Annotated in this window: 27 protein-coding genes; 5 read left to right on the plus strand and 22 right to left on the minus strand. The window is 67.6% G+C overall.

Translation table 11 applies throughout. From position 1 onward, the window contains the following. Positions 1-126: 126 nt before the first annotated feature. The 5 genes from QF040_RS00510 to QF040_RS00530 form a co-directional block, all read right to left on the minus strand. The gene (locus QF040_RS00510; RefSeq protein WP_306877708.1) at positions 127-744 is read right to left on the minus strand and encodes a response regulator transcription factor; all 618 of its coding nucleotides are present in this window, start codon (positions 742-744) and stop codon (positions 127-129) included. Next, positions 741-2,903 carry an ATP-binding protein gene (locus QF040_RS00515; RefSeq protein WP_429609254.1) on the minus strand — a complete coding sequence of 721 codons (2,163 nt, stop codon included), beginning with the start codon at positions 2,901-2,903 and terminating at the stop codon, positions 741-743. Before QF040_RS00515 ends, QF040_RS00510 begins: the two co-directional genes overlap by 4 nt. Positions 2,904-2,977: 74 nt before the next feature. Beyond that, on the minus strand, positions 2,978-4,357 hold the full coding sequence (locus QF040_RS00520) for an efflux transporter outer membrane subunit (protein ID WP_429614587.1): 1,380 nt from the start codon (positions 4,355-4,357) through the stop codon (positions 2,978-2,980). Between the two features lie 29 nt (positions 4,358-4,386). Further along, positions 4,387-5,640, minus strand: coding sequence for an efflux RND transporter periplasmic adaptor subunit (locus tag QF040_RS00525; protein ID WP_429609255.1), 1,254 nt, complete (start codon positions 5,638-5,640; stop codon positions 4,387-4,389). Positions 5,641-5,644: 4 nt separating this feature from the next. After that, positions 5,645-8,857, minus strand: coding sequence for an efflux RND transporter permease subunit (locus tag QF040_RS00530; RefSeq protein ID WP_429614588.1), 3,213 nt, complete (start codon positions 8,855-8,857; stop codon positions 5,645-5,647). Between the two features lie 282 nt (positions 8,858-9,139). Between QF040_RS00530 and QF040_RS00535 the strand changes: the two genes are divergently transcribed. After that, positions 9,140-9,907 carry a TetR/AcrR family transcriptional regulator gene (locus QF040_RS00535; RefSeq protein ID WP_429609256.1) on the plus strand — a complete coding sequence of 256 codons (768 nt, stop codon included), beginning with the start codon at positions 9,140-9,142 and terminating at the stop codon, positions 9,905-9,907. Then, positions 9,904-10,344 (plus strand): DUF2000 domain-containing protein, encoded by a 441-nt coding sequence (locus QF040_RS00540; RefSeq protein WP_307599182.1) that lies wholly within the window; start codon positions 9,904-9,906, stop codon positions 10,342-10,344. Before QF040_RS00535 ends, QF040_RS00540 begins: the two co-directional genes overlap by 4 nt. Here the strand turns inward: QF040_RS00540 and QF040_RS00545 are convergent. Both QF040_RS00545 and gnd read right to left on the minus strand, forming a co-directional pair. Then, positions 10,341-10,898, minus strand: coding sequence for an N-acetyltransferase family protein (locus QF040_RS00545; protein ID WP_429609257.1), 558 nt, complete (start codon positions 10,896-10,898; stop codon positions 10,341-10,343). The two genes, QF040_RS00540 and QF040_RS00545, sit on opposite strands and share 4 nt — an antisense overlap. 4 nt (positions 10,899-10,902) lie before the next feature. Further along, positions 10,903-12,324, minus strand: coding sequence for a decarboxylating NADP(+)-dependent phosphogluconate dehydrogenase (gnd, locus tag QF040_RS00550; RefSeq protein WP_429609258.1), 1,422 nt, complete (start codon positions 12,322-12,324; stop codon positions 10,903-10,905). Positions 12,325-12,464: 140 nt separating this feature from the next. Between gnd and QF040_RS00555 the strand changes: the two genes are divergently transcribed. Further along, positions 12,465-13,457: a helix-turn-helix domain-containing protein gene (locus QF040_RS00555; protein ID WP_429609259.1), complete on the plus strand. Its 993-nt coding sequence runs from the start codon at positions 12,465-12,467 to the stop codon at positions 13,455-13,457. Between the two features lie 123 nt (positions 13,458-13,580). Here the strand turns inward: QF040_RS00555 and arsH are convergent, their stop codons facing one another. From arsH to QF040_RS00575, 4 genes are read right to left on the minus strand one after another with little or no spacing between them, the layout of a single operon-like run. Next, positions 13,581-14,303: an arsenical resistance protein ArsH gene (gene arsH, locus QF040_RS00560; protein ID WP_429609260.1), complete on the minus strand. Its 723-nt coding sequence runs from the start codon at positions 14,301-14,303 to the stop codon at positions 13,581-13,583. After that, on the minus strand, positions 14,287-14,718 hold the full coding sequence (arsC, locus tag QF040_RS00565; RefSeq protein WP_429609261.1) for an arsenate reductase (glutaredoxin): 432 nt from the start codon (positions 14,716-14,718) through the stop codon (positions 14,287-14,289). Before arsC ends, arsH begins: the two co-directional genes overlap by 17 nt. Next, positions 14,715-16,007 (minus strand): arsenic transporter, encoded by a 1,293-nt coding sequence (locus tag QF040_RS00570; protein ID WP_429609262.1) that lies wholly within the window; start codon positions 16,005-16,007, stop codon positions 14,715-14,717. The genes arsC and QF040_RS00570 overlap by 4 nt, the downstream gene beginning before the upstream one ends. Positions 16,008-16,026: 19 nt before the next feature. Further along, positions 16,027-16,356: an ArsR/SmtB family transcription factor gene (locus QF040_RS00575; RefSeq protein ID WP_429609263.1), complete on the minus strand. Its 330-nt coding sequence runs from the start codon at positions 16,354-16,356 to the stop codon at positions 16,027-16,029. 148 nt (positions 16,357-16,504) lie between these two features. Between QF040_RS00575 and QF040_RS00580 the strand changes: the two genes are divergently transcribed. Beyond that, positions 16,505-17,233, plus strand: a complete 729-nt coding sequence (locus QF040_RS00580) for an alpha/beta fold hydrolase (RefSeq protein WP_429609264.1) — start codon at positions 16,505-16,507, stop codon at positions 17,231-17,233. A gap of 12 nt (positions 17,234-17,245) precedes the next feature. On the opposite strand, the gene QF040_RS00585 is transcribed toward QF040_RS00580, so the two are convergent. The 10 genes from QF040_RS00585 to QF040_RS00630 are packed head-to-tail and all read right to left on the minus strand — an operon-like array spanning position 17,246 to position 24,427. Continuing rightward, positions 17,246-17,860 carry a 3'-5' exonuclease gene (locus tag QF040_RS00585; protein WP_429609265.1) on the minus strand — a complete coding sequence of 205 codons (615 nt, stop codon included), beginning with the start codon at positions 17,858-17,860 and terminating at the stop codon, positions 17,246-17,248. Further along, on the minus strand, positions 17,857-18,288 hold the full coding sequence (locus QF040_RS00590) for a TfoX/Sxy family protein (protein WP_429609266.1): 432 nt from the start codon (positions 18,286-18,288) through the stop codon (positions 17,857-17,859). Before QF040_RS00590 ends, QF040_RS00585 begins: the two co-directional genes overlap by 4 nt. Beyond that, positions 18,285-18,674: a VOC family protein gene (locus tag QF040_RS00595; protein ID WP_307684916.1), complete on the minus strand. Its 390-nt coding sequence runs from the start codon at positions 18,672-18,674 to the stop codon at positions 18,285-18,287. The genes QF040_RS00590 and QF040_RS00595 overlap by 4 nt, the downstream gene beginning before the upstream one ends. Positions 18,675-18,699: 25 nt before the next feature. After that, positions 18,700-19,194, minus strand: a complete 495-nt coding sequence (locus tag QF040_RS00600; protein WP_234974980.1) for a GNAT family N-acetyltransferase — start codon at positions 19,192-19,194, stop codon at positions 18,700-18,702. A 47-nt stretch (positions 19,195-19,241) separates the two neighbouring features. Beyond that, complete coding sequence (fghA, locus tag QF040_RS00605) at positions 19,242-20,120, minus strand: S-formylglutathione hydrolase (protein WP_429609267.1); 879 nt, start codon at positions 20,118-20,120, stop codon at positions 19,242-19,244. Beyond that, positions 20,117-21,037, minus strand: a complete 921-nt coding sequence (locus tag QF040_RS00610; protein ID WP_429609268.1) for an alpha/beta fold hydrolase — start codon at positions 21,035-21,037, stop codon at positions 20,117-20,119. Before QF040_RS00610 ends, fghA begins: the two co-directional genes overlap by 4 nt. Positions 21,038-21,056: 19 nt before the next feature. Beyond that, positions 21,057-22,163: an S-(hydroxymethyl)glutathione dehydrogenase/class III alcohol dehydrogenase gene (locus QF040_RS00615; RefSeq protein WP_013540323.1), complete on the minus strand. Its 1,107-nt coding sequence runs from the start codon at positions 22,161-22,163 to the stop codon at positions 21,057-21,059. 59 nt (positions 22,164-22,222) lie between these two features. Continuing rightward, positions 22,223-22,873 (minus strand): glutathione S-transferase family protein, encoded by a 651-nt coding sequence (locus QF040_RS00620; RefSeq protein WP_429609269.1) that lies wholly within the window; start codon positions 22,871-22,873, stop codon positions 22,223-22,225. After that, positions 22,870-23,733 (minus strand): aromatic ring-hydroxylating dioxygenase subunit alpha, encoded by an 864-nt coding sequence (locus QF040_RS00625; protein ID WP_429609270.1) that lies wholly within the window; start codon positions 23,731-23,733, stop codon positions 22,870-22,872. The genes QF040_RS00620 and QF040_RS00625 overlap by 4 nt, the downstream gene beginning before the upstream one ends. Before the next feature lie 10 nt (positions 23,734-23,743). Then, positions 23,744-24,427, minus strand: a complete 684-nt coding sequence (locus QF040_RS00630) for a Rieske 2Fe-2S domain-containing protein (protein WP_429609271.1) — start codon at positions 24,425-24,427, stop codon at positions 23,744-23,746. Between the two features lie 72 nt (positions 24,428-24,499). Between QF040_RS00630 and aroQ the strand changes: the two genes are divergently transcribed. Then, complete coding sequence (gene aroQ, locus QF040_RS00635; RefSeq protein WP_307604949.1) at positions 24,500-24,940, plus strand: type II 3-dehydroquinate dehydratase; 441 nt, start codon at positions 24,500-24,502, stop codon at positions 24,938-24,940. A gap of 10 nt (positions 24,941-24,950) precedes the next feature. On the opposite strand, the gene QF040_RS00640 is transcribed toward aroQ, so the two are convergent. Continuing rightward, positions 24,951-26,498: a SpoVR family protein gene (locus QF040_RS00640; protein WP_429609272.1), complete on the minus strand. Its 1,548-nt coding sequence runs from the start codon at positions 26,496-26,498 to the stop codon at positions 24,951-24,953. Positions 26,499-26,525 lie beyond the last annotated feature (27 nt).

Raw genomic sequence — 26,525 nt, forward strand, 5'->3', positions numbered from 1 at the left:
GTGGGACCGCTTGAAGCTTGTCCCCGGGAGTCTCTTTCGCCGCCGCCGCGCCGTCGTCCGTAGCCGCCCGCCGCGCTGCTACGTACGTGTACGCAAGGGTAAATACCTAGAAGATGCCTGCGCCAGCTACAGCGCGTGTTCCCGCAGGAAGCGGTCGAGCTCGTGGCTGTTCGACAGCCCCAGCTTGGCGAACACATGGGCGCGGTGCGTTTCCACCGTGCGCAGCTCCAGCGGCGCGAGCTCCAGCGCGATCTTCTTGTTGGGCTTGCCCTCGGCGACCAGCCGGGCCACCTGCATCTCGCGCGGCGTGAGCTTGGCCCACAGCAACTGCGCGGCCTGCCGGGCCTGCCGGCGCACGGCAATGTCCTGCGCCTGCTGCAAGGCCTTGGCGATGCTCTCGAGCAGGCGCTCGTCGTTGCAGGGCTTCTCGAGCCAGCCGAACGCGCCGTTCTGCACCGCCTCGACCGCCATCGGAATGTCGCCGTGGCCGGAGAGGAACAGCACGACCAGCGGGCTGTCCTGTGCGCGCAGCGCATCGAACACCTGCAGGCCGCTCATGCCCTCCATGCGCAGGTCGAGCACGACGCAGCCCGCGCGCTGGATGTCGGCGCTGGCCAGGAACGCCTCGCCCGAGGCGAAGGTTTGCACCGCGTAGCCGCGCGACAGCAGCAACAGGCCCAGCGACCGGCGCACCGCCTCGTCGTCGTCGACCACGCACAGGTTGTTGGCAAGGGTGGCATTCACGTCGATACCTCCAGTTCCAGGGTGAAGACCGTGCCGCCGCCGGGCCGGTCCGCAAAAGACAGCCGCCCGCGGTGGGCCTCCACGATCGTGCGGCAGATGTTCAGGCCCAGTCCCAGCCCGCCCGCCTTGGTGGTGAAGAAGGGCGCGAACACCTGTTCGGCCAGCGCCGCATCGATGCCCGGGCCGCGATCGGCCACGCGGATGAGCACGCGGCCTTCGACCACCTCGGCCTCGACCTCCAATGTCCGTTGTTCGGGCGGCGTGGCCTGCATGGCCTGCAGGCTGTTGGACAAAAGGTTCAGCAGCACCTGCTCCAGCAGCACGCGGTCGCCGCGCACCGTGGGCAGCGCAGGCGGAATGCGCACCTCGGCGCGCACCTGCCGCAACCGCATCTCGCCTTGCAGCAGCGCCATCGCATTCGCCACCAGCGCGCTCACCGCGCAGTCTTCGGCACCGGCCGTGCGCTGGCGCACGAAGCCGCGGATGCGCCGCACGATCTCGGCGCTGCGCTGGGCCTGCGCCACGGTCTCGTCGAGGCTGTCGGCCAGCAACGCCTGGTTGCCCTGTTCCGCGAAGGCCTTGGCGGCGCTCGCGAAATTGCTCAGCGCCATCAGCGGCTGGTTCAGTTCGTGGGCGAGGGTGGAGGCCATTTCGCCCAGGCTGGCCAGGCGCTGCGCATGCTGCAGTTGTTCGTCGTTTTCGCGCTGGCGCAGTTCGGCGCGCTTCTGCGCGGTGATGTCCACCACCGAGCTCATCCAGCCGCTGTGCTGGCCGCCGGCATCGATCAGGCGCGCGGTGTAGACCCGGGTGATCACCTCGTGGCCGTCCCGGTGGCGCAGGCGCGATTCGAAGCCCGAGAGATCGGTCTGCCCGCTCAACATGGTGTCGTTGTGGCGCCAGTGCTGCGCCACGTCGTCGGGGTGCCAGTAGGGGTAGGGCGGCAGGCGCCCCAGCAGCTCGTCGGCGCCGTAGCCGACCATCTCGCAGAAGGCCGGGTTGACGTAGATGATCCGGCCTTCCAGGTTGCGCGCGCGCATGCCGACCAGCAGCGAGTCTTCCATCGCCTTGCGGAAGGCGTGCGCTTCGTCCAGCGCGCGCGTGCGCTCGCGCACCCGCTGTTCCAGGTCGCGCCGCGCATCGCGCTGCTCGGCGAAGCGGCGCTCACGCAACTGCCAGTACAGCCCGCCCAGCAACAGCACGCCGGCACCCAGCAGCCCGAGCATCCAGGTGCGCTCGCGCGCGGCGGTCACCTCGGCGTGGTCGGCCATCACCGTCAGGGTCCAGCCGAGATCGGGCAGCGCCTCGTCCACCGCGAGGAAGCGGCGCGACCGGCCCTCGATGTCCGTGCGCACGAGGTAGGCGGGCTTGTCGGTGTCGCCGCGCTCCACGGTCCAAGGCACCGCCGGGAAGCGGTTGCGATCGCCGTATTGCTGGTGGCGCTGCACCTCGCCCAGGTCCGCATCGCTCAGCGCCCTTGTGGCGCGGTACATCCACGCAGGCACCGAGCTCAGGAACACGATGCCGTGGGCGTCGGTCAGGAGGATCGGATCGCGCAGGAACGCCCATGCCGCCTGGCGCAGCACGACCTTCGCCGCCATCACGCCCAGCACCGCGCCGCTCTCCGAGCGCACGGGCGCGGACACGAAAAGCCCGGGCTCGCCGGTGGTCTGGCCAACGCCGTAGAAGAGGCCCTGGCGCCCCGCGAGCGCATCGATGAAGTAGGGCCGGTTGGCATAAGACTGGCCGACGAAGCTCTGCGGCGTGGCCCAGTTGCTCGCTGCCAGCGTGAAGCCCTGCGGATCGATCAGGTACAGCACGTCGGAGCCTGCATCGCGGTTCACTTCCTCGATGTAGCGGTTCGCGCGCTGGCGCACGGCCGCATCCTGCGGATGCGCGAGGGCGGCGAGCACATCGGGATGCATGCCCGCGGTGAGCGGCAGGTAGCCGTACTTGCCGGCGGTGTCGCGCAGGCCCAGCACATGGACCTCCATCGCGCGGCGGATCGAATCCGTCTGGAAGGCCGTTTCGCGGTTCGCGGCCCACTGGCCCGCGGCGGCGATCAATGCCACGGTCAGCGCGATGGCCGTCACCCAGGCAAACAGCGCGCGGCGGCCGGAGCGGGCGTGGGAAGTCGGCGGTTCAGGCGTGAGAGGCGGCATGGGAGGCGGGGCCGGCGGGCGCGGCGAATGAGATTCTGCACGCCCGCTCGCTGGCGCCCGCGCGCCGCGACCGCTCAGGCCGGTGCGTCCCAGTCGCCGCCGAGCGCCTTCACGAGAAACACCGAGGTCAGCAGCCGCTGTCCCTGCAACTGCGCAGCCTGCCGCTCGACCGTCAGCAGCGACTGCTGCGCGGTGATCACATCGAGGTACGTCGATGCGCCGCCTTCGTAGCGGCTGGTCGCCATGTCGAGCACCCGGCGCGCGGCGGCAACGGCGGCCCGCGCCTGCGTGGTGGCGCTGTCGAGCGCGGAGAGGCCGGTGATGCCGTCTTCCACTTCCTGCATCGCGACGAGCACCGTGCGGCGGTAGTTGCCCACCGTCGCGTCGTAGCCGGCCTTGGCGAAATCGACGTTCGCGCGCACGCGGCCTCCGTCGAACAGCACCTGCGTGGCCGACACGCCCACCGACCACAACAGGCTCGGCCCGTTGAACAGCGACTCGATCAACCGGCTGTCCACACCCACGGTCGGCGAGATGATGAAGCTCGGGTAGAAGGCCGCGGTCGCCACACCGATCTGTGCATTGGCGGCGGCCATCGAACGCTCGGCCGAAGCCACGTCGGGCCGGCGCTGGAGGATTTCGGACGGCACGCCCAACGGCACCGCGGGCGGGCGGATCTCGCGCAGGTCCACCGGCAGCGCGAAGCTGGGCGCCGCCGTGCCGGTGAGGGTGGCAAGCGCGTGCTCGTACTGCGAACGCTGCTTCCTCAGCACATCGACCTGCGTCAGCGTGGTCTCCAGCAGCGCCTGCTGTTGCGCGACGTCCAGGCCCGACACGGCGCCCAGGTCATGCCGCGCGGTGACCAGCTCGAGCGCGCGGCGCTGCAGGCCGATGGAGCGCGCGAGCACATCGAGTTCGATGTCGGTCGAGCGCAGGTTGAAATAGTTGTTCGCCACGTCGGCGGTGAGCACGAGGCGCGTGTTCGCGAGGTCGGCAGCCGATTGCTCGGCCGACGCCGTCGCGCCTTCGACGGTGCGCTGCACGCGGCCGGCGAGGTCGAGCTCGTAGCTGGCGTTGAGCGACAGCGCGAAGTCGTTCTGCACCGTCGATGCGTTGGTGGTCGCGTAGTTCGTGAGCGGCCGATTGGCGGAGATCTTCAGGCGCGAGGCGCGGGCGCCGAGGCCCAGTTGCGGGAAGCGGCTGGCCGAGCTCACATCGAGATTGGCGCGCGCCTGGGCGAGGCGGGCATTGGCGATGAACAGCGTCGGGCTGCCGGCGAGGGCCTTGTCCTGCAGCGCATCGAGCTGCGCATCGTTGAAGCGCTTCCACCACGCGCCCTTGTCGGCCACGTCGTTGGGCGTGGCCTTGCGCCAGGGGGCTTCGAGCTTCCAGCTGACAGGCAGCGGTGTCTCGGGTGCCTTGTAGTCGGGGCCGACCGCGCAGCCCGCGGCCATCAGCGCCGCGGCGGCAATGACCAGCAGTCTCACGCCGGTTCCTTCTTGGCGGGCGCCTTCGGGTCCGCGGGGGGGACGTCGGGCGCCACCGTCACCACATCGCCTTCGGCCAGCGAGTCGGAGGGGTTGAGCACCATGCGGTCGTTGCTGCCGAGGCCGTCGACCACTTCGACGTTCTCGCCGTAGTTGCGGCCCAGCGTCACCGGGCGCAGGCCGATCCGGCCCTGTGCATCGACCACCGCGATGCGCGTGCCCTCGGCGCGGAACAAGAGCGCATTCGCCGGCACCGTGATCGTGCGGGCCGCGGCCAGCGGCAGCAACACCTGCACATAGGCGCCCGGCAGCAGCGCGCCATCGCGGTTGGGCAGCGACACCTCGACCTGCATCATCCGCGTGGTCGCATCGATGGCGCCGGAGGTGCGCGCCACCTCGCCCTTGAAGCTCTGGCCGCGCAGCTCGGACTGCGTCACCACCACCGGCTGGCCGGCCTTCACGAGTTGCGCATAGGCCTGCGGCACGTTGATGTACACGCGCAGCGGATCGGTCTGCGCCAGCATGAAGAGCGCGCGCCCGACGCCGCCGCCCGCGCCTGCATCGATGAGGTCGCCCACGTCGACGTTGCGGCGCGTGATGACGCCGGCGAACGGCGCCACGATGCGCTTGAAGCCCTCGGTCTGCTTCAGGCGCTGCACGTTGGCATCGGCGGCCGCCACGTTCGAGGTGGCCTGCGCGACGGCGCTACGGCGCTCGTCCAGGTCCTGCTGCGAGACCACGTCCTTCTTGCGCAGGTTTTCCCAGCGCTCGGCCGTGCTCTGCGCGAGCGCGAGACCCGAGGCGGCCTGCGCGCGCGCGGCGACGGCTTGCGAGAGCTGCTGGTCGATTTCCGGCGTTTCGATTTCCGCGAGCAGCTCGCCCTTTTCGACACGGCTGCCGATGTCCTTGGTCCAGCGCTTGAGGTATCCGCTCGCGCGCGCCGATATCGGCGACTGCACGAAGCCCTGCAGCGTGCCGGGCAGCGCCAGTGTCTGACCGGCGGTGGGCGTGCGCGGCAGGGCGGTCTGCACATGGAGCTTGGCGCGCTCCGAGGTGCCCGCTTCGAGCGCACGCGCGTTGGCAATGCGCACGATGACCGTGCGCGCCGCACCCAGCGCCAGCAGCACCAGCACGATCACGACGAGCCAGCGCGTGCGCTTCACGATCTGCCGGCGGCGCAGCAGTTCGCCTTCGCCTTCTTCGACAGCGATGGGGTGGATGGCCAATGCCGAGTGGCGTTGCTCTGTCATGAAATCAATTCTCCTGGGGCGTGATGCCCGCTGGCGGTTGTGCAGCTTCTTCACGCGCCGCCTTGCGATGCGCAAGCCGACTGTGCACCCCCGCGAACACGGCGGGCACGAAAAACAATGTCGACACCGTGGCAAAAAGCAGGCCACCGATGACCGCGCGGCCGAGCGGCGCGTTCTGCTCTGCACCTTCGCCGAGGCCCAGCGCCATCGGGATCATGCCGATGATCATCGCCAGCGCCGTCATCAGCACCGGGCGGATGCGGGTGGCGCCGCCTTCGAGCGCGGCCGAGAGCGGCGGAATGCCGGCCTGCAGCCGTTCGCGCGCGAACGACACCAGCAGGATGGAGTTGGCCGTGGCCACCCCCATCGTCATGATCGCGCCCGTGAGCGCGGGCACGCTCAGCGTGGTGCCGGTGATGAAGAGCATCCACGCGATGCCGGCGAGCGCCGCGGGCAGGGCGGTGATGATGATGGCCGCATCGAGCCACGACTGGAAGGTGACCACGATCAGCAGGTACACCAGCACGATCGCCATCGCGAGCCCCACGCCCAGGCCGATGAACGACGACTGCATCGTCTGCACCTGCCCGCGGATGGTGACCTGGCTGCCGCGCGAGAGCTTGGGCCGCATCTCGTCGACCAGCACCTGCACCTTGGAGGCGACGCTCGCGAGGTCGGTGCCCTGCACGCTCACGTAGACGTCGATGACTGGCGCGATGTTGTAGCGCGACATCACGGCCGGTTGGCGCGCCGCCTGCGCATCGACCAGGTTGCCTAGGAGTTGTTGCGAGGCGCCGCTCGCGGCCGCTGTACCGCCCGCACCCACCGGAATGTTGAGCAGCGAATCGAGCGAGTCGATGTTGTACTGCGGCGTCTGCACCGCGATGCTGTAGACCACGCCGTTCACCGGATTGAGCCAGAAGGCCGGTGCCGTCTGCGAACTGCCCGAAAGCGCGATCAGCACGTTCTGCCCGACGTTGGCCGCCGTGAGCCCGTACTGCTGCAGCCGCGTGCGGTCCATCTGCAGGTTGAGGCTGGGGCCGTCGAGCCGCTGGTGCACATGTGCATCGACCGCGCCGGGAATCTGCTTGATCGCTTTCGTGAGCTCGGCCGCGCGCGCTGCGTTGCCCGCAATGTCGGCGCCGCTGAACTGCACGTCGATGGCCGCGGGCAGGCCGAAGTTCAGGATCTGCGTGACGATGTCCGCGGGCTGGAAGAAAAACTCGATACCCGGAAAGCGCTTGGGCAGCTCCGCGCGCAGCAGCGTGACGAACTCCTCGGTGGGCCGGTGGCCGTCCTTCAGCGAGAGCAGCAGTTCGGCATCGAAGGTGCCGATGGTCCCGGCGTTGCTGTACGAGAGGTTGATGCCGCTGTTGGGAATGCCCAGGTTGTCCAGGATGGTCTCGAGCTGGTCGGCCGGCACCAGCTCGCGGATGGCGACTTCGACGCGATCGGTGAGGCGCGCGGTTTCCTCGATGCGGGTGCCGGTGGGTGCGCGCACGTGCAGGCGGATCTGGCCGGCGTCCACGGTCGGGAAGAAGTCGCGGCCCAGCACCGGGTACAGCAGGCAGGAGAGAAGACAGAAGCCGAGGAAGAGGCCGATGAAGCCGCCGCGCTTCGAGAGCACCACTGACAGCAGCAATGTGTAGGCGCGGCGCACGCGTTCGAAGCGGCGGTCGAAGCTTTGATAGACACGTTGCAGTGCGCTGGGCTTTTTGCCCTCGACCGGCTGCGCATGCACGCCGCCCATCAGCAGCATCACCAGCGTTGGCACCAGCGTGCGCGAGAGCAGGTACGAAGCCAGCATCGCGAACACCACCGCCTCGGCCAGCGGCACGAACAGGAAGCGCGCCACGCCCGAGAGAAAGAACATCGGCACGAACACGATGCAGATGCACAGCGTGGAGACGAAGGCGGCGCTGCCGATCTCACCGGCGCCGACCTCGATGGCTTCCCGGAGCGGCGTGCCCATGTGCAGGTGGCGCTCGATGTTCTCGATGGTCACGATCGCCTGGTCCACCAGGATGCCCACCGAGAGCGCGAGGCCGCCCAGCGTCATGAGGTTGAGCGTTTCGCCAAGCGAATACAGCACCAGGATCGAGGCCAGGATCGACAGCGGAATCGTGAGGCCGATGATGAGCGTGCTGCGCCAGTTGCCAAGGAACAGCAGCACCATCGCCGCCGTGAGCGCGGCCGCCAGGATGGCTTCGAACACCACGCCCTTCACCGCCGCCTTCACGAACACCGACTGGTCGAAGAGCGGCGTGACCTTGATGTCCTGCGGCATCGACTGCGTGGCGATCGGCAGCATGGCGCGGATGTTCGCCACGATGTCCAGCGTGGAGGCGCCGCCGTTCTTGAGCACCGACAGCAGCACGCCGCGCACGCCGTCCTGGCGCACGATGTTGGTCTGGGGCGAGAAGCCGTCGCGCACGTAGGCCACGTCGCGCAGGTAGGTGGTGGCGCCGTTCACGGTGCGCACCGGCAGGTCGTTCAGGCCGGCGATGGCGTCGGGCGAGCCGTTCATGCGCACGCTGTATTCGGTAGCGCCGAACTTGGCGGTGCCCGAGGGCAGGATCAGGTTCTGCGTGTTGACCGCGTTCACCACGTCGGCCGGCGTGAGGCCGCGCGCCTGCATCGCCTGGGTGTCCAGGTCGACCGAGATCAGCCGGTTCTTGCCGCCGTAGGGAAAGGGAATCGCAGCGCCCGGCACGGTGATGAGCTGCGGGCGCAGCTGGTTGACGGTGGCGTCGAAGAGCGAGTTTTCAGAGCGCGTGGGGCTGGAGAGCGCCAGCTGGATCACCGGCACGCTGGAGGCCGAGTACTTGATGACCAGCGGCGGCGTGATGCCCGGCGGCAGCTGCCGCACCTGCGCCTGCATGGAGGCCACCACCTGCGAGATCGCCATCTCGATGTTGGCCGTGGGCTGGAAGAACACCTTGATGATCGACACGCCCGCGAGCGACTGCGACTCGATGTGCTCGATGTCGCTCACCGTGGTGGTGAGCCCCCGCTCGACCTGGCCCGAGATGCGCTGGCCCATCTCCTGGGCCGGCAGGCCGGTGTAGTTCCAGATGACGCTGACCACCGGGATGTTGATCTCCGGAAAGATGTCGGTGGCCATGCGCGCCAGGACAAAAGGCGTGGCCAGCACGATCAGCATCGCCATGACGATGAAGGTGTAAGGGCGACGCAACGCGAGCTGGACCATGGACAGGGCTCTCTGCTTCCGGCGGAAAAAGGTTTCGCATCATAAGGAAGTAGATTTAAGTTTGCTCCCGCCATTTCTTTGGTGTGGCGCTTTACCAAAAGGTCGCATGTGGACGGACTTCGGCTGGTGGCTGCGAGGTGCAAGGGGCGCAGCGCCGGCCGCGGTTTTCGGTGCGTTGCTCATCTTCGGCGGCGAGCCGAGGATATCTAAGCGTGGCTCAATTTATTCTGGTGTGCAATGATGCTGAGAGTGAAATATGATTAAGCAACACTCAAAAACTCATCCGCCATGCCCCGAGACGACACCGCCAGTGCGCCGCGTTTCGCACGCACCGAGAAATCCGGCCGCCGCATCGAGAGCCTGCTCGCGGTAGCCAGGGAAGTCTTCGCCGAGAAGGGTTTCGAGCGCGCCACCACGCTGGAGATCGCCCAGCGCCTGGGCGTCTCCGAGGCCACCGTGTTCACCTACTTCGGCAGCAAGCGCGAGCTGTGCCTGGAGGTCATCCGCCGCTGGTACGACCAGATCTCCGGCGAGGTCGAACGCGAGCTGCCGCAGATCAACGGCCTGCGCGCACAACTGGCCTTTGTCGTGCGCAAGCACCTGGTCAACCTGATGGGCGAGGGCGCCGGTATCTGCGCGCTGGTGCTGAGCGAAGGGCGCACGGCCGATGCAGCCTTCGGCAGCGTCATCGCCGACCTCAAGCGCCGCTACACCGCACCGTTCATGCACGCGCTGGCTGCTGCGCGCGACGCCGGCGAGCTGCGCGAAGGCGTGCCGCTGCGGCTGCTGCGCGACATGGTCTTCGGCTCGATGGAGCATGTGCTCTGGGACTACGTCGTCTCCGGCAAGAAGCCCGACATCGAGGAGACCGCGTCGCAGCTCACCGACCTGCTGTGGAGCGCCTTCGTGCCCGCCGATGCGTCGCTGCATGCGCTCTCGCAGTTCCGCGCCGAGGTCGGCCATGCGCTGCGGCGGCTCGACGCGGCTGTCCCTTCGTCGCCGCCATCGCCTTCATCGCCTTCATCGTCTCTCACGCCTCGCAAGGCTTCTTCATGAACGACTCTGTACCTTCTGCTTCGCCGGCCGTGCCCGAACGCTGCGTGATCGTCGTCGACAACGCACTGCCCGCCGGGCTCGCCGCCAACGCCGCGGCCGTGGTGGCGCTCACCGTCGGCCAGCGCCATCCGGGGCTGGTCGGCGCACCGCTGGTCGATGCGTCGGGCGGCGTGCATCCCGGCCTCATTCCCATCGGCATCGCCGTGCTCGGCGCGAGTCAGGAGGAACTGGCCGCGGTGCGTCACAAGGCCATGGCGACCACCGAATGCGACGTGGTCGACTTTCCGGTGCAGGGCCAACAGACCACCAACTACGCGGCCTTTGGCGACGCCGTGGCTGCGGTGCCGGGGGAGGCGCTCCGCTACGTTGCGGTGGCGCTCGTCGGCGAGCGCAAGCCGCTGGGCAAGGTGGTGTCGAAGCTCGGATTACTTGGCTAGGAGCGCGCGGGCGCATCGAGCGCCAGCCGCAGCCGCGTGACGTTCGGATTGCCCGGATCACGCTGTACCTTGAACCCCAGCTTGCGCGCGAGCGCCAGCATGCCGACGTTGTCGTAGAGCGTGATGTCCGCCAGCTGCTTCACGCCGGCTTCGGCGGCCGCCTCGATCAGCTTGCGCATGAGCTTCATCGCAACGCCGCGGTGCTGCCACGCATCGCCGATCACGACGGCGAATTCGGCGACGTGCGCTGTCTCCGGCGTGTCGCCGCGCACATAGCGCACCACGCCCATCTGCTGCTCCGCGCCATCGACCACGGTGGTCGCGATGAGCGCGAGCTCGCGGTCGTAGTCGATGTGGGTCATGCGCCAGAGCTCGTCAGGCTGGGGCTTGCGTGGCGAGAGGAGGCGGTGATAGCCGGTTTCGTTCGACAAGCCCGCGACGAACGCCGTGTGCATCGGCAGGTCGTCGGCGTGGATCGGGCGGATGCGCACCGGCGTGCCGTCGGCGAGGTGCCAGTCCTCGATGAGATGACTGGGGTAGCCGACGGCGGGCATGGCATCAGCCGATGACTTCGGGCCAGTCCGTGTGGAAGAACTGGCCTTCGGGCTTGTCGGTGCGCTCATACGTGTGCGCGCCGAAGAAGTCGCGCTGCGCCTGCAGCAGGTTCGCCGGCAGCCGCTCGGTGCGGTAGCTGTCGTAATAGGCGAGCGAGGCGCTGAACGCCGGCACCGGAATGCCGTTGCTCACCGCCAGCGCCACCACTTCGCGCCAGTTCTGCTGCGTGCGGTTCAGCAAGTCCTTGAAGAACGGATCGAGCATCAGGTTGGCGAGCGCCGCATCGGTGCGGAAGGCGTCGGTGATGCGGTTCAGGAAGCGCGCGCGGATGATGCAGCCGCCGCGCCAGATCGACGCGATGCCGCCCAGGTCGAGCTTCCATTCCTTCTTGTCGCCCATCGTCTTGATGAGGTCGAAGCCCTGCGTGTAGCTGATGACCTTGGAGGCATAAAGCGCGTCGTGCACCTTGGCCACCAGCGCCTTCTTCTCCAGAGAGAGTTCGACCTTCGGTCCCTGCAGCACCTTGCTGGCCGCCACGCGCGCCTTCTTCTGCGACGAGAGCACGCGCGCCTCGACGGCGGCGTTGATGGTGCTGATGACCACCGCGTTCTCTGCCGCGTTGATCAGCGTCCACTGGCCCGTGCCCTTCTGGCCGGCCTTGTCGAGGATCAGGTCGACGATGGGCTTGCCCGTTTCCGGGTCCTTCTGCTCGAGCGCCTTGGCGGTGATCTGGATGAGGTAGCTCTGCAGTTCGCCGTCGTTCCATTCGTTGAAGATCGTGGCCATCTCGTCGGTCGTGAAGCCGGCCGCCTTGAACAGGCTGTAGGCCTCGCAGATGAGCTGCATGTCACCGTACTCGATGCCGTTGTGCACCATCTTCACGTAGTGGCCCGCGCCGCCGGGGCCGATGTGAATGACGCAAGGCTCGCCGTCCACCTTGGCCGCGATGCTCTCGAAGATCGGCTTCATCACCTCCCAGGTGGAAAGCGGGCCGCCCGGCATGATCGACGGCCCCTTGCGCGCGCCTTCCTCGCCGCCCGAGACGCCCGCGCCGATGAAGCGCAGGCCCTTGCTGCTCAGGTAGGCATCGCGGCGCTCGGTGTCGGTGTAGAGGCTGTTGCCGCCGTCGATGACGATGTCGTCCTTCTCCAGCAGCGGAATGAGTTGTTCGATCACCTGGTCCACCGGCGCGCCGGCCTTGACCATGATCTGGATCTTGCGGGGCTTGGCGAGGCTCTGGACGAACTCTTCGAGCGTCTTCGCGCCGACCAGCTTCTTGCCCGGGTTTTCGGCGATGAAGGCTTCGGTCGTGGCCTCGGTGCGGTTGTAGACGCTGACCTGGAAGCCGCGGCTTTCCACGTTCAGCACCAGGTTCTGGCCCATGACGGCCAGGCCGATCAGTCCGAAATCGCTTTTCTTGCTCATGTTTTCCCGGAGCCCTTCCTTGGTATGCGGTTGATGACGGTTGGATGTGGCGGTCATTGTGCCGGGGCCACCGGAGGCCGGCGTCCGAGCGCGTCTATACCCGCTTGGCAAACGGGCCCGGGCTGGCTATGTTCGGCGGGATGACCCCCGCCGCCACCGTTGCTGCTGCTTCCGCGCCCGTCGCCATCCACGCCTGGTCGACCGACGCCGTGCCGCCGTCGCAGCGGCTGGACTATTGGATCGGCGCCGTCTGCGAGGGCTTTCTCGAAATGGACGTGACCAGCACCGGTGCCGGCGCGTTCGGTGCCACGCTCGAATCCGTGCCGTTCGGCTCGATCGGCGTGAACCGGGTGCGCGGCACCGCGCAGGACGTCTACCGCACGCGCCGCGCCATCGCCCAGAGCCGCAGCAACTATTACTACCTGCTCTGCAAGACCGATTCGCCGTGGGTGGCCGTGCAGGAAGAACGCTCCGCGCGCATGCTGCCGGGCGACGTGGTGCTGGTGGACTCGCGGCGTTGCTATGCGTTTCATTTCCTGCAATCGGCCGACACCCTTTCGTTGGAGTTGCCGACCGCCTGGGTCGAGTCGTGGCTGCCCGATGCCGGCGACCTCGTGGCGCGCCGCATCGACGGGCGCAGCGGTTGGGGCAGCGTGCTCAGTGCCTTCGCGCAGCAACTGACGCCCGAGGTGGCCACGAAGCCGCCGCTGATGCCGGCGCTGCTGACCGACCAGTTGGGCGGCCTGCTCTCGCTGGCGTTCGGGCAGCAGGTGCCCGGGGCGACAGTGGCGTCCGACCAGAGCGGCCGCGCGGCCCTCCGCCGCCGCGTGCTCGACGCCATCCGCGAGCGCCATGCCGAGCCGGGCCTCACGGCCGCGGGCGTGGCGCGCGAGCTGGGCATTTCGGAGCGCAGCCTGCACCGCTGCCTGACCGATGGCGTCACCACCTTCGCGACCGCGCTCACGGGCTTTCGCATGCAGGTGGCGCAGCGCATGCTGGCCGATGCGCGCTTCGACCGGTTGAGCATCGCGGAGATCGGGTTTCGCGTCGGGCTCCGCGATGCCTCGCATTTCGTGCGGCAGTGCCGAAGGCACCTGGGGCGCACGCCGGGGGAGTTGCGACGCTTGCGCTGAGCCGCCTTGTACCGGGTGGCGCTCGAAACGGCAGATCCGTTCACGCTGAGCTTGTCGAAGCGCCGCGCGAGGCTTCGACAAGCTCAGCCCGAACGGTTTTGGTAGATCGAACGCAATTCCCTATCAGATGCTGCGCAGATTCACGCGCCTGGACAGCGCCTCGGCGTTCTCTCGCCGCTCGCTGTAGCGATCAACCAGGTAATCCGCGCAGTCGCGCGTGAGCAGCGTGAACTTCACCAGTTCTTCCATCACATCGACCACGCGCTCGTAGTACGGCGAAGGCTTCATGCGCCCGTCGTCGTCGAATTCGAGAAAGGCCTTCGCCACCGACGACTGGTTGGGGATCGTCACCATGCGCATCCAGCGGCCGAGCACACGCAACTGGTTCACTGCGTTGAACGACTGCGAGCCGCCCGACACCTGCATCACCGCGAGCGTCTTGCCCTGCGTGGGACGCACCGAGCCGACAGCGAGCGGAATCCAGTCGATCTGCGCTTTCATGATGCCGGCCATCGCACCGTGGCGTTCGGGCGATGTCCACACCATGCCTTCGGACCATTGCGCAAGCTCGCGCAGCTCCTGCACCTTCGGGTGGTCTTCGGGTTCGCTGTCGGGCAGGGGCAGGCCGCGCGGATCGTAGATGCGCGGCTCGGCACCCATCGCGCGCAGCAGGCGTGCGGCTTCCTCGGTCAGGAGGCGGCTGTACGAGCGGTCGCGCAGCGATCCGTAGAGCAGCAGGATGCGCGGCGCATGCGTTGCGCGCGTTGCCGGCAGCAGTTGCTGCAACCCGGGTTGGCGAAAGGCGCCAGCGTCGAGCTGGGGGAGATCGTCAAGGCTTGGCGACACGCTGGCCTTTCGCGTCGATGACGGCTTCGCCGTCTTCCTTGGTGAACGCACCGTGCTGCGGTCGCGGCAGGATGTCGAGCACCGCTTCGGAAGGCCGGCACAGGCGCGTGGCAAGCGGCGTCACCACGATCGGCCGGTTGATGAGGATCGGGTGCTGCAGCATGAAATCGATCAACTGCTCGTCGCTCCACTTCGCATCCCCGAGGCCGAGTTCGTCATACGGCGTTCCCTTCTGGCGCAGCACCTCGCGCACCGGCACGCCCATCGCCGCGAGCAGCCTTGTCAGCGTGGCGCGGTCGGGCGGGGTCTTCAGGTACTCGACGACGGTGGGCTCGTCGCCCGTGTTGCGGATCAATGCGAGCACGTTGCGCGACGTGCCGCAGGCGGGGTTGTGATAGATGGTGATGTCGTTCATGGGAGGGAGAGGTTCAACCGGAGCGCCAGTGCCGCGAGCGTCGCGAACAGCACCGGCACGGTCAGCACGATGCCGACCTTGAAGTAGTAGCCCCAGGCGATGCGCGTGCCCTTCTTCTCGAGCACATGCAGCCAGAGCAGCGTGGCAAGGCTGCCGATGGGCGTGATCTTCGGACCGAGATCGCAGCCGATCACGTTGGCGTAGACCATCGCATCCTTCACGAGGCCGCTCGCGCTCGAGGCGTCGATGGAGAGTGCGCCGACCAGCACCGTCGGCATGTTGTTCATCACCGACGACAGCGCGGCTGCAAGAAAGCCGGTGCCAAAGGCCGCGCCCCAGACGCCGCCTTGCGCAAAGGCGTTCAGCAGCGAGGCGGTCTGGGCCGTCAGCCCCGCGTTGCGCAGCCCGTAGACCACGAGGTACATGCCGAGCGAGAACACGACGATCTGCCACGGCGCGCCATGCAGCACCTTGCGCGTGCTGATGACATGGCCGCGCGCAGCCACCGCAAGCAGCAGCGCCGCACCGGCGGCGGCGACGGCGCTGACCGGCACGCCGAGCGGTTCGAGTCCGAAGAAGCCCACGAGCAGCAGCACCAGCACGACCCAGCCCGCGCGGAATGTTGCAGGGTCGCGGATCGCGTCGGCCGGCGCCTTGAGCTGCGCCACGTCGTAGCGCGCGGGAATGCCGCGGCGGAAGTACAGCATCAGCATTGCCAGGCTGGCAACTACGGCCGCGATGTTCACGGGGACCATCACCGACGCGTAGGCGTTGAAGCCGATCCCGAAGAAGTCGGCCGAGACGATGTTCACCAGGTTCGACACGACCAGCGGCAGGCTGGCCGTGTCGGCAATGAAGCCGGCCGCCATCACGAACGCGAGCGTGGCTGCGGGCGTGAAGCCGAGTGCGACGAGCATGGCCATCACGATGGGCGTGAGGATGAGTGCCGCGCCGTCGTTGGCGAAGAGCGCCGAGACCGCGGCGCCCAGCAGCACGATGAATGCGAAGAGCAACCGGCCGCGTCCGCCGCCCCATCGCGCCACGTGCAGCGCGGCCCATTCGAAGAAGCCCGCTTCGTCGAGCAGCAGGCTGATGAGGATGACGGCAACGAAGGTCGCGGTCGCGTTCCACACGATGCCCCAGACGACCGCGATGTCGGCGAGCTGGACCACGCCGGAGAGCAGGGCGATCGCCGCGCCGAGCGATGCGCCCCAGCCGATGCCGAGGCCCCGCGGCTGCCAGATGACGAGCACGAGCGTGAAGACAAAGATCAGGACGGCCGGCAGCATTCGGGGGAAGGCTCTTGTCTCAGCAGTTGCAGGCCGCGGCCTTGCCGCCGTCGACCGCGCAGGCTTCGCCTTCGCAGCAGTTCTCGCTGAGGTAGCCCAGCAGTGCATTCATCCGGTCGAACGACGCGCGGTAGATGAGGTTGCGGCCCTGTCGCTCCTGCGAGATCAGGCTGGCGTGTACCAGCTCCTTGAGGTGGAAGGAAAGGCCCGTCGCCGAAACCTCCAGCGCCTCGGTCAGTGCGCTGGGAGTCAGGCCCGAGGGGCCGGCCACCACGAGGGCGCGGAATACCCGCAGGCGAATGGGCTGGGCGAGGGCAGCCAGCGATCGGACGACGTCGTTTTCTTCCATGATTCAAGTATCTTTGAATTATTGAATGACGGCAACTCACCTGTGGCACGAATCGGCCATCGCGCTGGCGCGAATCGGCCATCCGCGGCGCGTGCGCATTCCTACAGTCGCGTTGCCTCACAACCCCCCAACCAAGAAGGAGACACCCATGCCCGACACCTACGTTCTCGTCCACGGCGCCTGGCACACCGGCGCCGAAATCGAAGCCGTGGCCGATCACATGCGCAAAGCCGGGCACTCGGTGCATTGCCCGACGCTGGCAGGCAACCGGCCGGGAGACGACCGCGCGACCACCGGCCTCGAAGACGCGATCGCCTCGGCCGTCCGCTACATCGAGGAAAAAGACTTGAGCGAAGTCCGCCTCGCGGGCCACAGCTACGGCGGCATGGTGATCTCGGGCGTGGCCGACCGCATCGCGCACCGGTTGAAGCGCCTCGTCTACATCAACGCCTTCGTGCCGCTCGATGGCGAATCGCTCAACGGCATGGTGCCGCCGCACTACGTCGCGATGTTCGACGCCATCGCCGGCGCGAACGGCAATGCCGTGACCTTGCCGTTCGAGGTCTGGCGCGAGGCGTTCATCAACGACGCCGACCTCGCACTCGCGCAGGCCGCCTACGACAAGCTGAACCCGCACGCGTACCGCACCTTCACCGACAAGATCAGCCTGAAGCAGCCGCTGGCCGCTCTTGCGCTCGGCAAGTCGTACGTCAATTGCCAGCAGGACATCGCGCTGCCGCACAGCCTGCCGTGGCATCCGCGCCTGTCGGAGCGGCTGGGGCTTTTCAGGCTGGTGGAGTGCCCCGGCAGCCACGAGATGTTCTTCTCGAATCCCGCGCGGCTCGCGCAGGCGATCCTGGAGGCGGGGCGGGACTGAGGGCTCCGGGATTCAAGCGCCGGCGAAGAGCGCGTCGTACACGCGGATCGACGCATAGGCATCGTTCGCCGCGTAGCGGATCTGCGATTCCGTCAGCTGCTTGTTGGCCCAGTTCGAGGTGGTCGCCTTGCGCGACTTCATGAAGCGTCGGTCGAACACCAGCGCCACCGCCGTCTTCACGCCCACCGACTTGCGGTAGCCGCGGCGGCGGAATTCGTTGTCGATGTCGTACACCGCGCCCGGCTCGATGTTCAGACGGTTGCGGATCAGCGTGAGGTCGGTCGAGAGGCCGAAGCCGACCTTCTTCAATTCGGTCGATGCGATCAGCGCGGCGACCACCGGGTTGCATTCGGTGCGGTGCAGCTGGAAGAGCCAGGCCCCGTCGCGCGTGGAGAACTGCACCACGTGCGGCCCGCCCGAGACCTCGTTCTTCGCGAAGGTGGGCTTGGATTCGGTGTCGAAGCCGGCGACGCCGGCGGCCAGCAAGGTGGCGGCTGCGTGCTCGGCCTCTTGCAGCGTGGTGACGACGACGATGTCCTTCAGGTCCAGGCCCTCGAAGGGCTCGAGCAGGAGGATCTGCTCGCGTTCGGGGAGGGGTTGCAGCGAGGAGGGTGTGTTCTCGCTCACCGAGGAGTTGCTTTCTTGGTCTTCACTGGGGCTTTCTTTGCGGGTGTCTTTTTTGCAGCGGCTTTCTTCGCTGCGGCTTTGGGCTTTGGCTTGGGCTGCTTCGGAGGCTGGCCCGAACGCAGGGCGGATTCATAGGCGAGGCGGCCCCAGCGCGCGGCTTCTTCACGGTCTTCGAAGAAGTCGGCCGGGGCTTGCCGGTACGACATCGGCATCTCCTTGCCCTGCCGCACATAGGTGAAGGGCGGCAGGTTCAGCCGGTCGAAATGCTCGGCGCTGCCGGCATCGGACTTGAGGTACAGCGTGTCCTTGAAAACGAGCGCGATCATGCGGCCCTCGTGCCACACGCCATGGCCGCCGAACATGCGGCGCGTCTGGATGCGGCCGAGGCGCTCGAAGACCTCGTGCAGGCTCTGGACGAAATCGCTCATGCGGTGATCTCGATGCGGTTGCCGTCCGGGTCGAGCACCACGCTCTCGTAGTAGCCGTCGCCGGTGCGGCGCGGGCCGTCGAGCAGCGGATAGCCGTCCGCCTTTAGGCGCTGCGTGAGCGCATCGACCGCGGCGTCGGAGCCCACGCTGATCGCCAGGTGCGTCCAGCCCATGCGCTGCGCGCCGGCTTCGGCCGCGACGGGCGCAAGCGTGCTGGTCGTCATCGCCTCGATGCGGGCGCCATCTCCGAGGCTCAGGAAGCAGGAGGCGAAACCCTTGGACGGATTGACATAACCCGCGCCGGCCGTCGCGCCGAAGTAGTCGACATAGAAGCGCTTGCAGCGTTCGAGATCGGTGGTCCAGAGTGCGATGTGATCGATGCGCATGACACGAGAAGAAGGTGAGGGCCGCTCAGCCAATCCGCCATGGCGGGCGGGAGGGCGACCAATGGTAGGCGATGCGTTCGCGTCCGCTGGTCGGATGCCGGTCGACCGTGCCGCGCACGAGGCCGTAGCGTTCGTAGAAGCGCTGCGCGGCAGTGTTGGTGGTGGCCACGTGGAGCCGCCACCCCGTCGGTATGCGCACGCATGCTTCGTCGAGCAGCGCCTGCCCGAGGCCCTGGTTGCGCAGGTGCGGCTCGACGAAGAGCTGCGCCACGTACTCGCGCCGCTCCAGCAGCACCATGAACGCGAGCACCTGGCCATCGCGCTCCGCGAGCACCACTTCGGCCGGCGGCACGAATTCGGTCTGCACGCGTTTGAGCCAATGCGAGATCGGTTCGGTGAAGGCGGCGTTGCGATTGGCCGAAATCCATGCGCGCCGCCAGATGCCGGCCAGCACGATGCTCTCTTCGGCGGTGCCATCGCGCGACCGCAGGTGGAAGGCGGGGATTTGGGCGGCTGACATGCGATTCATGATACGGCGCGTGCATCCCGCAGTCACGCCGCAGTCGATCAGGCGTGCAGCGATTGCGCGTGGTGCGCGATGTGGTCGGCCATGAAGCTTTGCACGAAGTAGTAGCCGTGGTCGTAGTCCGCATGGCGGCGCAGCGTGAGTGGCTGGCCCGCGGCGAAGCAGGCCGCCTCGAACGTCTCCGGATGCAGTTGCTCCGCGAGGAATTTGTCGGCCAGCCCCTGGTCGATGAGGATGCCTTGCGGATACGGCGCGACGGTCTGCGACTGCATGAGCGCGCTGGCGTCGTGCGCGAGCCACTGCGCGCGGTCCACGCCCGGCGCGCCGAGGTAGCCGCTGAACGCCTTCTCGCCCCACGGGCACTGCGTGGGCGCGCAGATCGGCGCGAAGGCCGACAGCGACTTGAAACGCCCCGGATGCCGCAGCGCCAGCGTGAGCGCGCCATGGCCGCCCATCGAGTGGCCGAAGATGCCGATGCGCTGCCCGTCGATCGCGAAGTGCTGCGCCACCAGCGGCAGCAGCTCCTGGACGATCCAGCTCTCCATGCGCCAGTGCGTGGCCCAGGGCTCGCGCGTGGCGTCGAGGTAGAAGCCGGCGCCGATGCCGAAATCCCAGTCGTCCTTCGCGCCGGGCACGCACTCGGCGGCGGGGCCGCGCGGGCTGGTGTCGGGCGCGATCAGCGCAAGGCCCAGGCTCGCGGCCATGCGCTGCGCGCCGGCCTTGATGGCGAAGGTCTCCTCGCTGCAGGTGAGGCCCGCGAGGTACAGCAGCGCCGGCACCGGCCCGTTCGCAGCCTGCGGCGGCAGGTAGACCGAGAAGCGCATCGGCAGCCCGATCTCTTGCGAGGCGTGTTCGTGAAAGCTCTGAACGCCGCCGAAGCAGGGGTGTTCCGAAAGGGTCTTGGGGGTGTGATCGGTCATGTCTTTTCGTTGCGCAGTGCGGGCACCAGTTCGAGCACCGCATCGGCAAAGGTGCGCGGCGCTTCCTGCGGAAGGTTGTGGCCGGCGCCGGGCACGAGACGGTGCGAGCGCGGACCGCTGAAGCGGTTCGCGTGGGCCGACGCATCGGCCGGCGGCCGCACGCCGTCGTCGATGCCGTCGAAGGTGATCGCCGGCACGGTGATTGCGGGCTGCGCGGCGAGGCGATGTTCGATGTCCGCATAGGCCGGGTCGCCGGGCACGAGGCCGAAGCGGTGGCGGTATGAGTGGATCACCACGTCGACGAAATCCGGATGGTCGAAGGCGGCGGCGCTGCGCTGGAAGGTGGCGTCGTCGAACTGCCAGGTCGGCGACCACAGTTTCCACAGCAGCTTCGCGATCGCCTTGCGGTCCTTCGTGAGCCCGGCGCGGCCGCGTTCGCTGTGGAAGTAGTACTGGTACCAGAGGCTGTATTCGTTCTCGGGCGTGTCCGGCTCCATCGCCTTCGCGATGTTCTGGATGTTGTAGCTGTTGAGCGAGACCAGCCCCGCGCAGCGCTCGGGCCACAGCGCCGCGACCACGCAGGCGGCGCGGCCGCCCCAGTCGTAGCCGGCGAGCACCGCGCGGTCGATGTTCAGCGCGTCGAGCATCTCGAGCAGGTCGGCGCCGAACGCCGCCTGTTCGCCCGAACGCGGCGTGGCGTCGCTCAGGAAGCGCGTGCCGCCGTAGCCGCGCATGTACGGCACGATGACGCGGCAGCCCTGGTCGGCGAGCATCGGCGCAACTTCGGCGTAGGTGTGGATGTCGTACGGAAAGCCGTGCATCAGCAGCACGGGCGGCCCGTCCGCGGGGCCGGCTTCGTGGTACGCGACTTCGAGGACGCCCGCCTCGATCTTGCGGAGGGGTTCCATGCGGTTCATGGCGAACGCCTCCTGTCGATCAGTAAAGAACCACGCCGCGAATCGACTCGCCGCGCTTCATCAAATCGAAGCCCTTGTTGATGTCTTCCAGCGGCATGGTGTGCGTGATCAGGTCGTCGATGTTGATCTTGCCTTCCATGTACCAGTCCACGATCTTCGGCACGTCGGTGCGGCCGCGTGCGCCGCCGAAGGCCGAGCCTTCCCACTTGCGGCCGGTGACCAGCTGGAACGGCCGCGTGCTGATCTCCGCGCCCGCTTCGGCCACGCCGATGATGATGCTGCGGCCCCAGCCCTTGTGCGTGCATTCGAGCGCCTGGCGCATCACCTTGGTGTTGCCGATGCACTCGAAGCTGTAGTCGGCACCGCCGTCGGTCAGCTGCACGATGGCATCGACGACGTTCTCGGTGTCCTTCGGGTTGATGAAGTGCGTCATGCCGAACTTGCGGGCCATGGCCTCGCGCTCGGGGTTCAGGTCGACGCCGATGATCTTGTCGGCGCCCACCATCTTGGCGCCCTGGATCACGTTGAGGCCGATGCCGCCGAGGCCGAACACCACCACGTTGGCGCCGGCTTCCACCTTCGCCGTGAAGATCACCGCGCCGATGCCGGTGGTCACGCCGCAGCCGATGTAGCAGACCTTGTCGAAGGGCGCGTCCTCGCGGATCTTGGCGAGCGAGATTTCAGGGGCAACCGTGTAGTTGCTGAAGGTCGAGGTGCCCATGTAGTGCGCGATCGGCTTGCCGTCCAGGCTGAAGCGCGAGGTGCCGTCGGGCATCAGGCCCTTGCCTTGCGTGCCGCGAATCAGCTGGCACAGGTTGGTCTTGCGCGAGAGGCAGAACTTGCAGTGGCGGCACTCGGGCGTGTAGAGCGGAATGACGTGGTCGCCCTTTTTCAGCGTCGTGACGCCGGGGCCCACGTCGACCACGATGCCCGCGCCTTCATGGCCCAGGATCGCGGGGAAGATGCCTTCGGGGTCGGCGCCCGAGAGCGTGTAGTAGTCGGTGTGGCAGATGCCGGTGGCCTTGATCTCGACCAGCACTTCGCCGAACTTGGGGCCTTCGAGGTCCACGGTTTCGATGGTGAGCGGGGCTCCGGATTTCCAGGCGACGGCGGCTTTGGTTTTCATGGCGGGTTCGGGGGAAAGAGGGAGAAAGAGGGGGGAGGGAGGCGAGGGCCCAAGAATACTCAGGCGGGGCCAGCAGGGAAGATACCCGACATCCCGATGAACCCTGGGAGGTGTCGGAAATCCCAGACCCAGTGGCGCAGGGCCGGAAACTCGTCGAGCGAGATGCCGCCTTCGCCGGCCAGCGCGACATACGGGAAGCAGGCGAGGTCGGCAATCGTCGGCTCGGGCGCCGCAGCCAGCCAGCGCCGGCCCGCGCTGGCCTGTTCGGCGAGGTGGTCGTCCAGCACGCGGAACACGGCGCGCGCACCGCTGCGGCAGGCGTCGATGTCCAGGTGGCGGTAGCCGAGCGCGTCGTGCAGCCGGGCGGCCGAGGCGGTGCGGGTGATCTCGTCGGCCGTGGCGAGCCACATCGCGACCTGGCCGCGCAGCCTGGCGTCGTCCGGATACCAGCGGTGCTGCGCGTCGTGGCGGCTCGCGAGGTAGACCAGGATGGCCTGTGCGTCGCGCAGCACGAAGCCGTCGTCGTCGATCACCGGGAGCTGCCCGAGCGGGTTGACGTTCGCGAGGAATGCTGCCGACTTGTGCGCGCGGCCCGGATGGAAATCGACCGGCACGGTTTCGTAGGCCACGCCAAGCCACGCGAGCATCTGGCGGACCTTGAAGCAGTTGCCCGAGAGCGGGTAGTCGTACAGCTTCAGCATCGTCGTCATGCGGCGGCCCTCGTGCCGAAGCGCATGCCGCGCTCGCGCAGCCAACGCCGGTAGTTGACCGAAGAGGAGTCGCCGCGCGTCGGCGACTCGGCGCGGCCTTCGAGCGGCATGCGCTTGAAGGCGTGGTTCTCCAAAATCGGCTTGTCCTGTCCGAAGATCGTCTGCTGGAAGGCGATGAGCTCGGCGTCGGTCGATACCTCGTCGAAGCAGGCGAGCATCGTGTGCGCGATCACGTGCTCGTCGTCGATCGGCTGCAGGAAGAGGGCGATGGCGTCCTGCGCGTCCGGGCGTGCGCTCGACTTGTAGAGCATGGCCGACAAGGGCTGCATCACGCGGTAGGTGTAGCGCACGTCGGCGCCGCTGTCGTGCGCGGCCGAGGCGCGCGGCTGCCAGAAGCGGCAGTCGGTCGCCCAGATCTCGTTGGTGGCGGGATCGATGTCCACCCGGTACGGCGCGACCTCGGTGTGCGGCACCTTGCCGAGGTAGTCGGCGTGCACGAAGGGGAAGTGCGCCATGTCGAGGAAGTTCTCGATGACGCGCAGGCCCGAGACCGCGACGCCGATGCCGCCGCAATCGACGGTACGGCGGCCGGGCTCGGTGTACTCGGGGAACGCGAAGAGCGGGCGTGCGGGGCGGCCGCTCGGGCAGACCCAGAGGTAGCCGTAGCGGGATTGCACGGCCAGCGGCTGTGCGGCGAGGCGGCATTGCGGCGTGCCGTGGGCATCGGTCCAGAGCGCCAGCGTTTCGCCGAGCAGGCGGGTGGCATGCGGTTGCTGCTCCGAGGTGCAGGCGAGCGCATTTACAGGTCCAACGACGAGCCAGTCGTCGAGCATGTTGGAGTCATCGGTGACGAAGGGCATCGCGGTTCCTTCAGCCTTGTACTTCGATGGCGCTGCGCAGGTTGCGCGCGGCCGCGTGCAGGGTCTTCATCGCGCCGGAACCGGGCGATGCCTCGGTCCACAGGTGGACGAAAGTGAGTTGCGGCTGCGCGTCGAGCACGAGCGCGATGGTTCGCACCTCTTCGAGCGCACCGCGAACTGCGTCCGCTGCCGCGTCGGCCGCAAAGCCGCGCTGTGCGAGGGCGTCGCGTACCGCTTGCGCGTCGGCACGCAGCGTCAGCGTGCGGCAGAAGTGCCAGCCGGTCGGCACGGCATCGGCCAGCGATGGCGGCGCAGCAGAAGCGTCCTGCGCAAGATTGACCCACAACATGCCGGCCGCATCGACCGCGCCGAACACCTTGGCGCAGACGTTGCGCGGTGCCTGCATCGCCGGGTGCGCCGGAATGCTCACGCACTGCCCGTTGCCCGCGGCGTACTGCCAGCCGTGGTACGCGCAGGCGAGGCGGTCTTCGATCACCTGGCCGAGCGTGAAGCGCACGCTGCGGTGCGGGCACCGGTTGTCCCAGGTCTGGGCGGCGCCGTCGGCTGAGCGCCAGAGCGCGAGTTCCTGGCCTTCCGCGAAGCCGGCGACGATGTTGGCGCCGGGGCGCAGGTCGGCCGAAGGGGCCACGGGATGCCAGCGAGGCATGTCGTGGGAAGCAGGGTCAGTGTTCATGGGGTGTGGATTTCACAGGGCCGTGGGGCGACCATAATTGTCGTCTCCGCCTCGACCAGACCCCGATTCACCATGAAGAAAATCCTCGTTCTCAACGGCCCCAATCTCAACCTGCTCGGCACGCGCGAGCCCGAGCAATACGGACGCGACACGCTGGCCGATGTGGAGCAACTGTGCAAGGACACGGGCGCGAAGCTCGGCGTCGAGATCGAATGCCGCCAGTCGAACCACGAAGGCGTGCTGATCGACTGGATCCAGGAAGCGGGCCGCGAAGTGGCTGCGGGCAACATGCTCGGCGTGGTGATGAACCCCGGTGCCTACACCCACACCTCGATCGCGCTGCACGACGCGATCAAGGGCGCGAGCGTGCCGCTGATCGAACTGCACATCTCCAATGTGCATGCGCGGGAAGAGTTTCGCCACAAGTCGTACATCTCGCCCGCGGCGCGCGGGATCATCGTGGGGCTGGGGGTGAAGGGTTACCCGCTGGCGATTGCCGCGCTGGTGCCCTGACCCTGACCCGTTAGTACATCTGCTTGGGCGCCGTGGCCTTCCAGCTGCGGCTGATGCGCCCCGCACTGTCGATGCTTTCGAGGTGCACATCGAAACCCCAGAGCCGCGCGACGTGCTTGAGCACCTCTTCCGCCCCGTCGTGCAACGGCAGATTGTTGCGCTGCGTGTGCCGCAGCGTCAGCGACCGGTCGCCGCGCGTGGCGACGCTCCACACCTGGATGTCGGGCTCGCGGCTGCTGATGTCGTACTGGCGTGAGAGCGATTCGCGCAGCGACTGGTAGCCGCTGTCGTCGTGGATGGCGGACACCTCGAGTTCGGCCTCGCTCTGGTAGTCGCGGATCGCGAACAGCCGGAAGTCGCGCATCGTCTTCGGGCTCAGGAACTGGCCGACGAAGCTCTCGTCCTTGAAGTTGCGCATCGCGTAGTCGAGCGTCTTGACCCAGTCGGTGCCCGCGAAGTCGGGGAACCAGCGGCGGTCTTCCTCGGTGGGTTTTTCGCAGATGCGCCGCAGGTCGGTGAACATCTTGAAGCCCAGCGCATAGGGATTGATGCCGCTGTAGGCGCGGTGGCCCACCGGCGGCTGGAAGATCACGCCCGTGTGCGAGCTGAGCCACTCCATCATGAAGCCGTCTGCCAGTTGGCCGCGCTCGTACATGGTGTTGAGCAGCGTGTAGTGCCAGAAGGTGGCCCAGCCTTCGTTCATCACCTGCGTCTGGCGCTGCGGATAGAAGTACTGCGCGATCTTGCGCACGATGCGCACGACCTCGCGCTGCCAGGGTTCAAGCAGCGCCGCGTTCTTCTCGATGAAGTACAGCAGATTCTCTTGCGGCTCCGAGGGAAAGCGGCGCGTGGCGTCGGACTCGGCCGCCTGCTCGGCGCGCTTGGGCAGCGTGCGCCAGAGGTCGTTCACCTGCTGCTGCATGTGGCGTTCGCGGTCGGCGCGCTGCGCGCTCTCTTGCGCGAGCGAACGCTTCTGGGGCCGGCGATAGCGGTCGACGCCATAGTTCATCAGCGCATGGCAGGAGTCGAGCAGTTCCTCGACCGCATCGAGGCCGTGGCGCTCTTCGCATTCGGCGATGTAGTGGCGCGCGTAGACGAGGTAATCGATGATCGACGACGCATCGGTCCACATCCGGAACAGGTAGTTGCCCTTGAAGAAGCTGTTGTGGCCGTAGGCCGCATGCGCGATCACCAGGGCCTGCATGGCCATGGTGTTTTCTTCCATGAGGTAGGCGATGCACGGATCGGAGTTGATGACGATCTCGTACGCCAGGCCCATGTGGCCGCGCTTGTAGTTCTTCTCGGTCGCGATGAACTGTTTGCCGTACGACCAGTGCCGGTAGATCATCGGCATGCCCACGCTGGCGTAGGCATCCATCATCTGCTCGGCGGTGATCACCTCGAGCTGATTGGGATAGGTGTCCAGGCCGAAGCCCTTGGCCGTCTTCGCGATTTCGGTGTGGTAGGTCTCGATCAGCTCGAAGGTCCAGTCCGAGGGGCTGGGCAGGCGCTCCAGCCTCAGGTCCGAGGGCGGGCGGTCGGTGGCGGTGGTGTTCATTGGAGTACCTCCGTGCTTCGCACTGCG

The organism is Variovorax sp. W2I14, assembly GCF_050435205.1.
Lineage (GTDB): Bacteria > Pseudomonadota > Gammaproteobacteria > Burkholderiales > Burkholderiaceae_C > Variovorax > Variovorax paradoxus_C.

Bases quoted from the DNA above. Each gene is read 5' to 3' on its own strand.
- QF040_RS00555 (WP_429609259.1), top strand. From the start codon at position 12,465: ATGACCCCCGCCGCCACCGTTGCTGCTGCTTCCGCGCCCGTCGCCATC.
- QF040_RS00525 (WP_429609255.1), bottom strand. From the start codon at position 5,640: ATGACAGAGCAACGCCACTCGGCATTGGCCATCCACCCCATCGCTGTC.
- aroQ (WP_307604949.1), top strand. From the start codon at position 24,500: ATGAAGAAAATCCTCGTTCTCAACGGCCCCAATCTCAACCTGCTCGGC.
- QF040_RS00600 (WP_234974980.1), bottom strand. From the start codon at position 19,194: ATGTCAGCCGCCCAAATCCCCGCCTTCCACCTGCGGTCGCGCGATGGC.
- QF040_RS00625 (WP_429609270.1), bottom strand. From the start codon at position 23,733: ATGCCCTTCGTCACCGATGACTCCAACATGCTCGACGACTGGCTCGTC.
- QF040_RS00540 (WP_307599182.1), top strand. From the start codon at position 9,904: ATGAACGACTCTGTACCTTCTGCTTCGCCGGCCGTGCCCGAACGCTGC.
- QF040_RS00630 (WP_429609271.1), bottom strand. From the start codon at position 24,427: ATGAACACTGACCCTGCTTCCCACGACATGCCTCGCTGGCATCCCGTG.
- QF040_RS00640 (WP_429609272.1), bottom strand. From the start codon at position 26,498: ATGAACACCACCGCCACCGACCGCCCGCCCTCGGACCTGAGGCTGGAG.
- QF040_RS00590 (WP_429609266.1), bottom strand. From the start codon at position 18,288: ATGAGCGATTTCGTCCAGAGCCTGCACGAGGTCTTCGAGCGCCTCGGC.
- QF040_RS00595 (WP_307684916.1), bottom strand. From the start codon at position 18,674: ATGCGCATCGATCACATCGCACTCTGGACCACCGATCTCGAACGCTGC.
- QF040_RS00610 (WP_429609268.1), bottom strand. From the start codon at position 21,037: ATGAACCGCATGGAACCCCTCCGCAAGATCGAGGCGGGCGTCCTCGAA.
- QF040_RS00615 (WP_013540323.1), bottom strand. From the start codon at position 22,163: ATGAAAACCAAAGCCGCCGTCGCCTGGAAATCCGGAGCCCCGCTCACC.
- fghA (WP_429609267.1), bottom strand. From the start codon at position 20,120: ATGACCGATCACACCCCCAAGACCCTTTCGGAACACCCCTGCTTCGGC.
- QF040_RS00545 (WP_429609257.1), bottom strand. From the start codon at position 10,898: ATGCCCGCCGTCGGCTACCCCAGTCATCTCATCGAGGACTGGCACCTC.
- QF040_RS00580 (WP_429609264.1), top strand. From the start codon at position 16,505: ATGCCCGACACCTACGTTCTCGTCCACGGCGCCTGGCACACCGGCGCC.
- QF040_RS00620 (WP_429609269.1), bottom strand. From the start codon at position 22,873: ATGACGACGATGCTGAAGCTGTACGACTACCCGCTCTCGGGCAACTGC.
- QF040_RS00520 (WP_429614587.1), bottom strand. From the start codon at position 4,357: ATGGCCGCGGGCTGCGCGGTCGGCCCCGACTACAAGGCACCCGAGACA.
- QF040_RS00575 (WP_429609263.1), bottom strand. From the start codon at position 16,356: ATGGAAGAAAACGACGTCGTCCGATCGCTGGCTGCCCTCGCCCAGCCC.
- gnd (WP_429609258.1), bottom strand. From the start codon at position 12,324: ATGAGCAAGAAAAGCGATTTCGGACTGATCGGCCTGGCCGTCATGGGC.
- QF040_RS00515 (WP_429609254.1), bottom strand. From the start codon at position 2,903: ATGCCGCCTCTCACGCCTGAACCGCCGACTTCCCACGCCCGCTCCGGC.
- QF040_RS00535 (WP_429609256.1), top strand. From the start codon at position 9,140: ATGCCCCGAGACGACACCGCCAGTGCGCCGCGTTTCGCACGCACCGAG.
- arsC (WP_429609261.1), bottom strand. From the start codon at position 14,718: ATGAACGACATCACCATCTATCACAACCCCGCCTGCGGCACGTCGCGC.
- QF040_RS00570 (WP_429609262.1), bottom strand. From the start codon at position 16,007: ATGCTGCCGGCCGTCCTGATCTTTGTCTTCACGCTCGTGCTCGTCATC.